The organism is Streptomyces sp. NPDC005181 (genome assembly GCF_040608395.1).
In the GTDB taxonomy this organism is placed as follows: Bacteria; Actinomycetota; Actinomycetes; order Streptomycetales; family Streptomycetaceae; genus Streptomyces.
In genome coordinates this window covers 1-7,873 of the sequence record NZ_JBEXID010000164.1, presented here as the reverse complement: position 1 = coordinate 7,873, position 7,873 = coordinate 1, and the positions used below count along the sequence as shown (strand labels likewise).

At 67.9% G+C, this 7,873-nt stretch carries 5 protein-coding genes and 4 pseudogenes; 2 read left to right on the top strand and 7 right to left on the bottom strand.

What is annotated here, in order from left to right:
- A partial coding sequence (locus tag ABZV38_RS38650) for a reverse transcriptase domain-containing protein (protein ID WP_356333433.1) occupies nucleotides 1-1,008 on the bottom strand: 1,008 nt, incomplete at its 3' end.
- Between the two features lie 599 nt (nucleotides 1,009-1,607).
- A pseudogene (locus ABZV38_RS38645) lies at nucleotides 1,608-2,759 on the bottom strand (ISAzo13 family transposase); the annotation flags it as partial.
- 64 nt (nucleotides 2,760-2,823) lie between these two features.
- Here ABZV38_RS38645 and ABZV38_RS38640 point away from each other — a divergent pair.
- Nucleotides 2,824-3,165, top strand: a pseudogene (locus ABZV38_RS38640) (IS5 family transposase); the annotation flags it as partial.
- Nucleotides 3,166-3,385: 220 nt separating this feature from the next.
- On the opposite strand, the pseudogene ABZV38_RS38635 reads toward ABZV38_RS38640, so the two are convergent.
- From ABZV38_RS38635 to ABZV38_RS38615, 5 genes and pseudogenes are all read right to left on the bottom strand, one after another.
- Nucleotides 3,386-3,676: pseudogene (locus tag ABZV38_RS38635) on the bottom strand (ISL3 family transposase); the annotation flags it as partial.
- An 84-nt stretch (nucleotides 3,677-3,760) separates the two neighbouring features.
- Nucleotides 3,761-4,267: a hypothetical protein gene (locus tag ABZV38_RS38630; RefSeq protein ID WP_356333431.1), complete on the bottom strand. Its 507-nt coding sequence runs from the start codon at nucleotides 4,265-4,267 to the stop codon at nucleotides 3,761-3,763.
- A 1,427-nt stretch (nucleotides 4,268-5,694) separates the two neighbouring features.
- A complete protein-coding gene (locus tag ABZV38_RS38625) occupies nucleotides 5,695-6,198 on the bottom strand; it encodes a DUF1203 domain-containing protein (protein WP_356333429.1) in 504 nt (167 codons plus the stop codon).
- 106 nt (nucleotides 6,199-6,304) lie between these two features.
- Nucleotides 6,305-7,018: pseudogene (locus ABZV38_RS38620) on the bottom strand (IS5 family transposase).
- Nucleotides 7,019-7,060: 42 nt separating this feature from the next.
- Nucleotides 7,061-7,402: a hypothetical protein gene (locus ABZV38_RS38615; RefSeq protein ID WP_356333427.1), complete on the bottom strand. Its 342-nt coding sequence runs from the start codon at nucleotides 7,400-7,402 to the stop codon at nucleotides 7,061-7,063.
- A gap of 138 nt (nucleotides 7,403-7,540) precedes the next feature.
- On the opposite strand from ABZV38_RS38615, the gene ABZV38_RS38610 reads away from it, so the two are divergent.
- Nucleotides 7,541-7,828, top strand: coding sequence for a hypothetical protein (locus tag ABZV38_RS38610; protein WP_356333425.1), 288 nt, complete (start codon nucleotides 7,541-7,543; stop codon nucleotides 7,826-7,828).
- Nucleotides 7,829-7,873: the final 45 nt, after the last annotated feature.

The window sequence follows — 7,873 nt, the reverse complement described above, 5'->3', positions numbered from 1 at the left end:
GATGTGCCACCCGAGGAAGTCCAGTCCCTCATCGATGCGGGTGATCAGGGTCTTCTCCGGGGACAGGCGCAGGCCCATCGTGGACAAGACCCCAGCGATCTCATCGCGCAGGGCTTCGGCGTCGCCTTCGGTGCCGTGGACCATCAGACACCAGTCGTCCGCGTACCGCGACAAACGGTAGTTGGGAAGACCTTGACGGCGACGCTGTTCCCGCCCGAGCTTGCTGCTTCCGGGTCCTCCCGGACCCTGGGCGACGTACTCGTCCAGGACGGAGAGGGCCACGTTGCTGAGCAACGGTGACAAGATCGAACCCTGTGGGGTTCCGGCGCTGGTTTCTCGCAGCACGCGATCCTCACCGAGGATGCCCGCCTTGAGGAACGCCTTCACCAGGTCAAGTACGCGTTTGTCCCCGATCCGAAGCCGCACCCGGTCCAGCAGGGCCGGATGCGAAATCTCGTCGAAGCAGGCTTTGATGTCACCCTCCACGATCCACTCATACCCGTGGGACGTGAAGTGGCGGACCTCGGCCACCGCGTCGTGAGCCCGGCGGTTCGGACGGAACCCGTAGGAGCACGGGAGGAATCCCGCCTCGAAAATCGGCTCCAGCACCAGCTTCAAGGACGCCTGCACCACCCGGTCGGTGATCGTCGCGATCCCCAGGCGCCGCAACTTGCCGCCCGTCTTGGGGATCATCCGCTCCCGCACCGGCAGCGGACGGAAACTACGGTCCTTGATCGAGCCTCGTAGTGCGTCGAGGAACTCCTCAACGCCCGTCCCCTCCGCGATGGACGCCGCCGTGCGGCCGTCCACCCCGGCGGTCTTGGCGCCCTTGTTACCCCGCACCCGATCCCACGCGACAAGCAAGAACGCGGGATCGGCACAGAGGTTGAAGAGGTCATCGAACCTGCGATGAGGATCATCACGGGCCCAACGGTGCAGCTTGGCCTGGATCTCCAGTACCCGGCGCTCCGCCTCATACGTGGCGTGCTCCAGTTCGTCGGTATTCACCGATGACCTCCCGGTATTCCAGTTCCTCGACTGCTGACTTGCTGGCCCCCTTCGCCATGTGCGCGCCATTAACGCGCTCGGACTACTACGGGGCCTCCGCCACGTCCTGGAGTCGTCAGCCGACGACGGGCCTTGCCCTCCGCCTGACTGGCTGCCAGACGGGAAGGGGCGACATCAGAACGCTTCCCACGTTCACCACCAACCGGTCGACGAGCGAGCCGCCCAGCTCTACCCCGACAGCATCGCCACGCCTACGCCGCAGGCTTTCAACGTGGCCTCCCCACCGACACCCTAAATTCGGCTTCGGAGTCGCCACCCGGAGGTGGCGTGCGCTGCACTCGGCCCATATCCTCCAGATTGGAGCCGGTGGAACTCTTACGGGGCGTCAGACACTGGTTCCTCTCGTACGGCGTCTCGTCTTGCTTGCCGGACCCGCGTCGTCTGGAAGTGCCGACGCGTCCCGTCGTTGTCAGGGCTGCTCTCACCTCCGCGTGCATCTCCACGCATCGGCTGCCCTCAGCTTCACCAGCCTGCTGCGACAGGCCGGCGGTAGGGGTCTTTCACCCCTACCCGGTATCAAGTGGCGCCTCGTGGCGCACGAGGGTGTAGTTCCAGTCGCCGTGGAAGCGGTGGCGGGTCATCGTCAGCGCGTCGACCTGGGCGTTGTCGACTTTCACGCCGGTGGGGTAGGCGCCGGTGTCGAGTTCGGCGCGGACCGTCAGTCCGGTGCGGGTGGTGGTCGCCGCGATGGACTGCAGGATGACTTCATGGCTGGTCAGGGGCCTGCCGCGCCAGTTCATGGAGATGTGGGAGAACAGCCGGTGCTCAATCCGGTTCCATTTCGATGTGCCAGGCGGTAGGTGACAGACGGTGATCTCAAGGCCGGTCTCGGCGGCCAGGGCGGCGAGTTCGGTCTTCCATGCCCGGGTGCGGTAGCCGTTGGAGCCTCCGGCGTCAGCGGTGATCAGCAGCCGACGGGCGCGTGGGTAGTCGCTCTGTCCGGCCCCGTGCCACCAGCGGCGGATCGAAGCGACCGCGAAAGCGGCGGTGTCGTGGTCGGTGCCGACACTGACCCAGCCGGCGTTCGCGGCAATGTCGTAGATGCCGTACGGGATCGCCTTGCCGGGCCCCTCCCGGTCCAGGAAGTCATGCGTCTTGACCTGCACCGGATCACCCGTGGGCTGCCATTCACGCCCCGCGTTTTTGTACTGGCCGACCAGTTCCTTCTTCTTGCTGTCCACGCTGACCACCGGGTCCCCGGCGCCGATGTGGTCCCTGGCCTGCTCGTTGATGTAGCGGAACTGGGCGTCCCGGTCCGGGTGCTGCTTGCCCTCGACGGTCTTGGAGTTGGCCTGCAGACTGAAACCCTCCTCCCGCAGCAGGTCACCGACCGTGTCGGCACTGACCTTGTGTCCCTGTCGGGTCAGCTCGCCGGCCAGGTTCCGGGTCGACTTGGTCGTCCAGCGCAGCGGCGACATCGGGTCTCCGCGCATGTCCGGCTCGACCAGGGCGAGCAGCGCGGGCCGCAGTCCCGCATCCAAAGGCGCCTCGCCCGCCTCCAGCTCATCCACCCCCTTGCGGACCGTCGTCTCGCTGGCCCCGGCGGCCCGCGCAACGGCCCGGATCCCACCGTGCCCCAGGAGACGGGCCTCTGCTCCCATCAGCAGACGCTGCTGCCGCTCGTCCAGGTGTGGGAACAGCACCCCGAACTTCAAGGCGAGTTGATCCCGAATCTCCTGCGATATGCCCATACCACGTCAACGAGCCAAACCGTCGGAAGCAACGTGTTGATTCTCTGCGAGCCCTTAGCTTGGTATGGGTGCTTGCGGGGATCCGACCGACGAGGAATGGGCTCTACTGGAGCTGCTTCTGCCGGTGAGCAACGGACGTTATGGCAGGTGGACGGACTATCGGCAGGTGATCAACGGGGTCTTGCACCGGGCGCGGACTGATGTGCAGTGGCGTGAACTGCCGGAGCGGTTCGGCCCGTGGAAGACCGTGCACAAGAGGCACCTGCAGTGGTCGCCCGACGGGACCTGGGAGCGGCTTCTCCAGCAGGTCCAGGCCGTCGCGGACGCCGAGGGCGCCATCGACTGGGACGTCTCGGTCGACTCCACCGTGATGCGCGCCCACCAGCACGCCGCCGGAGCGCGAAAGGCCCCGCCGCCGGCGTCCTCAAAGGGGGTGGTGGTGATGGAACATCAGGTCGATCCGGCGTGTACGGGCCTACCTGAGGAAACATGGCATCCGGCATGTGAATCCGGAAAAGGCCGACCAGGCGGCCAATCGCGTCAAGCGCGGCCCGCACGGTGCCGCGTTTGCGGAGAAGTTGGAAGCCGGCGCGGCCGAACATCTGGCGCTTGAGCATCTTGATCCGGTTGACATGGCCTTCGACGGTGCCCGAGTTCCCGGGCAGGGTCAGGCCGGCGATGACGGCGTCGCGGTCCCGGTCGATGCCGGCGGCGAGCGTGTGGAGGCTGGGCAGGTCGTCCTGCCGGACGGCGTCGAGCCAGTCCGGCAGGCGCTCGCTCTGGCGCTCGGTGAGCATCGTGGCGAAGGACCGGACGTGGCGGGCGAGCGCGTCGACTTCGGGGCAGTGCGTGCGGACGGTCTTGAGCTGGAGCTGCTCTGACTCGGTGAGGGTTTCCGGGAGGCGGAGGATCCACACGGCGACGGCCCCGGGCAAGGGCGGCCGGGCGGTCACCGGCCGCGGTGAGGTGCGTTTCTCGCACAGGTAGGCGCGAACGCGCTGTTAGCTGCCCTTGTAGCCGAGCGGCACGATCTCCTCCCACAGCTTCCAGGCGTTGGTGCCGCCCTCGCTCCAGCGGTCGTCGAGGTAGGTCCTGTAGTCGTCGAGGACGGAGGGCCGGTTCTGCCACTGACCGGTGAACAGTTCCTCCGGCGTCGCGGCGTCGGCGAACTGCTTGACGGTGCGGCTGGTCATGCCGACTTGACGCTGCACCGAGCGCCGACTGTGCCCGGCCGCCGGCAGGGCATGGACGGCGGCGTGCCGGGCCCGGGTCCGATCGGCGAACCGGTGCCCTCGCGGCCAGGGCGAACCGGGGGGGTCCGCGGCCGGGGCGGGCTCGGGCGCGAGAGCCGTGAGAACCAGGGCACGCTGGCAGCCGCGGTGCTGGGTGACGCTCCGTTCGGCGGCTTCGCTCAGGTTGTGCCACAGGTGCCACCGGTCCGCGACCTGGATGGCCTGCGGGGCGCCAGCAGCGGCGCCTTCGGCGAAGAACGGCGCGCGGTCCGGCATACGACCTCGACGTCCGGTCGCCGGGCGAGCCACGCGACCAGGCTGGATGCCTCCCGATCGGAAGCAGATCGACGGGGCGGCGGGTTTCGACGTCCACGAGGACGGTGCCGTAGTGCCGGCCCTTGCCAGTGGCGTACACGTCGACGCCGATCACCCGCGGCGTGGCACCCAGCGAGCCCGGCCCGTTCCTGCTCTCCTCCGGCAGCCTGGCCCACGTCCGTCAGCTGGAGCCCGAGCAGGCGGAACACGCGGGCGAGGACGACGAAGAAGTCACGGTGGCCGTCTCACTGGCCGTCACCGAACAGGGTCACCTTCGAATTCGAGACCGAGGTGCAGATCCCGCCCGGCCCCCGGGGGATGGTTGGCCCTGCGCACGTGCGAAGTTTCGCAGGGCCAACCTGAGTGCCTTGTCCTGTCAGGAAGCACCCGAACCGACCGTAGAGGCCACGCGTCCTGATCGCTCGCCGACGACACCGCCGCCTGAGCACCCCACCCGCCCGCCGGCTGCCGGGCCATACCGGTGGCCGGCGTGCCTCGAGGCCCGTGACCCGGAGGAAGATGGCGTGCCCGCATATCAGGTCACCTGGACGCTTCTGACCCCGTCGCTGCCGCGCGCAAAGCGCTCGCCATCCCGGCGCCGGCCCGGCCGGCGAGTGCGAGACCGATCGCGACCAGCGTCGAGCGCAGGCGTTCGGTCCACTGGCCGTGCCGCCGGGTCAGCGCTGGTATCTGCTCGACAAACGTCCCCGCTGCCCGCACGAAGCGTCCGGGCAGAACCGACGGACCCGCAGGCAGAGGATCACTCGTCGGCCCGTGCTCGGTACGTCACGGAGATACCGCGGGTCCAGGTCGTCCTGCCAGTCCAGCCAGGATTTGCTGCCGAACTCGTAGAGGCCGTAGGCCGGCCCGGCACCCCCGCTGCTCACCGTCGTGATGAACGAGCGGTAGGAAGCGGGAACTCGAAGTGGTGCTCCCGCTCGAAGGGGGTCACGACGGCCTCCGGTACTGGCGGAGCCAGCACCCACCGGTGCCTGCGCGCACTGAAGTCCGGGTATTCAGGGTCGGCCTGGGCCATCACCCGAATCCGTTCACGCACCGCGTCGGCATCCCACACGGCCTGCACGCTGCCGCCATCAATCCGCGGACCATCCGCACCCCCCGAGTTTGGGGGCGGCCGGGCCGTGCCCGTCTCCGGGAGCGGTCAAAGCTGCCTGTCATATCTCCGGTCCGTCAGTTCTCCGGTCCGTCAGTTGAGTAGCGCAGCGGCGGGGCGCGTCCTGGAGGAGGCGAGGGAGGGGCCTGGTGACCGACTGCGGACGCTCGGGAAGGGCGGGATCGTGATCGAGAAGGTGGTGTCGTAGGTCCCCGGTCATTCGGAGGCGTGAGGGGCGGGCCCCGACGTGGCTGACGGTCCGCCCCCTGGGCGGTCAGGGTCGCTCCACGCGGAAGTGGTAGCAGCCGTATTCGACGGCTCGCACGTGGACCTGGGCGGTATCCGGGTCCGCGAAGGCTTCGGTGAAGGCGCGGTCGAAGGATGCGTCGGCATCCTCAGGCAGCTCCACCATGCGGCCGCCAATGATGCGCCCTCGGTTGTCGTATCGGCGGAAGGCACGGAGAGCGCCGGGTCGGGCCCAGGGGTAGCCGGTGCTGTCCGGGGCCGGCCCGCCGCAGTCCTGGGCGTGTATGAAGACCGGACCCTGCTCGTCATACGCCCCGGGCTCGGCACCTGTCTGGGCCGCCCAGCGACGCAGCGGGGCGTACGAGACGAGGGCGATCCGGTCATCTACGACGCTGAGCCGCAGGCAGCAGCGGAGCGGGGCGCCGCCTTCCTCGTCCACGTACGGGTACATCGGACGCCCGGCGTCGTCGCGGACGCGGAGCTCCTTCAGAGCGGTGGGGCCGATGGGCCGGGGTTGATAGGTGCTGGTCATGCCTTCATCGTGGCGCGGCCGGGCATGAGGTGCTGGCGGAAATCCGACGGAGGGTTCTGGGCCAACTGTCGTGCTCAGAGTGGCCAACTAGGGCATTTCTTTCGGATCACCTCGCTGACCAGATAAAAATGGCGGCAATGTGGAGTCCGGCGAGGTAGATGGTGGCGATCTTGTCGTATCGCGTGGGCAGACCACGCCACTGCTTCAGCTTGTTGATGCACCGTTCGACGGTGTTGCGGCGTTTGCAGGCCTCGCGGTCGAAGGCCGGAAGCCTGCCGCCCCGGCTGCCCAGCCGTTTACGGTCGGCGGCTTGGCCGACGGGCTGCGGGATCACAGCCCGGATGCCGCGCTGACGCAGATGAGTGCGGATCGCGCGGGATGAATACGCCCTGTCCGCGAGGACCATGTCTGGCGTGATCCTGGGGCGCCCGACCCGCCTGGGCACCCGCAACCGGTCCATGACCTGTGTGAACGCGGGTGCGTCCCCGGCCTGGCCGGGAGTGAGTGCGAACGCGGGCGGTCGGCAGTGGCTGTCGGCTGCGAGGTGGATCTTCGTGGTCAGTCCGCCGCGGGAGCGACCAAGGACATGGTCGTCCGGCTCGCCGGCCGGGGCCCCTTTTCACGGGCTCCGGCGGCGTGCTGATGAGCCCGCACGATGGTTGAGTCGACCGCGACGACCCACTCCAGGTCACCCCCGGCTTCGGCCTGGGCGAGCAGGACAGTGAACATCCTCTGCCAGGTGCCACCGACCGCCCCACCTCTGTGTCCGGTCGGGAAGCAACGGCTCGATCCGCGCCCACCGGGCATCAGTCAACAACACATATCAACCAACGATCGAATCATCCCAACGGCACGACCCGAGTCACCTCACGCCGACAGGCCGATCCGGATCGAGCGCGGGTGAAGGACCCAGGACGAACTCGCAGATCTCCATTCCCGCGAACGAGGTGTGGTCGCGGTTGAGTTGAAGCCACACGCGGGGCGTCTCCTCATCATCAAGATGGATCCAGGCGCTGTCGGCACGGGCTGCGGGAGCGGTTCGAAGGTAATTGCAGGCCTGCCTACACCCGCACCAGCCGTGGAACTGCAGCCGCTCCACAGCCTGTGCCAGGACCGACTCGCCCTCGGCGACCAGCGCCGCATCCAGGAACGAGACCAGCGCCGGGTAGACGTCCGCAAGCAGCGGCGGCTCAATCTCGCTCACTCGACCAGGCTACCGGCACCCAGTACGGGTCAACCTCGACCTACACCAAATGATCCACAACACCCGGCCCAAGGCTTGTCCCGCAACGCTGAGGTGGGCGGTTGGGGGAGGGAGAGGCTCGCCGCCTATCCTCGTGTTGTGCAGCTGCCCCGGGATCCGTCGAACGTCACCCATGTCCTGGTGGCAGCGTTTCCGACCCGTCTTGCCGGTGACGTGCAGAGCGTCCTGGCGGTCATGCCGGACGCCAGGGTCGCGCCGATGAATCCCTTCGAGGTTGAGGTGCAGGGCGGGACCGTCTCCATCCCCTCGCGCATCTACAACGAGGAGCCGGGCACCGACTTGGAGCGGCTCCTGACCGGAACCCAGCAGGTGATTTTGGGCTCTCCTGCCGTATGTGTGGGTGCCCTGAGCTGGTCTGATACGTGAAACACGCCGCTCTCTGTGAACCTTGAGGTGTCTAGCAACAAGGTT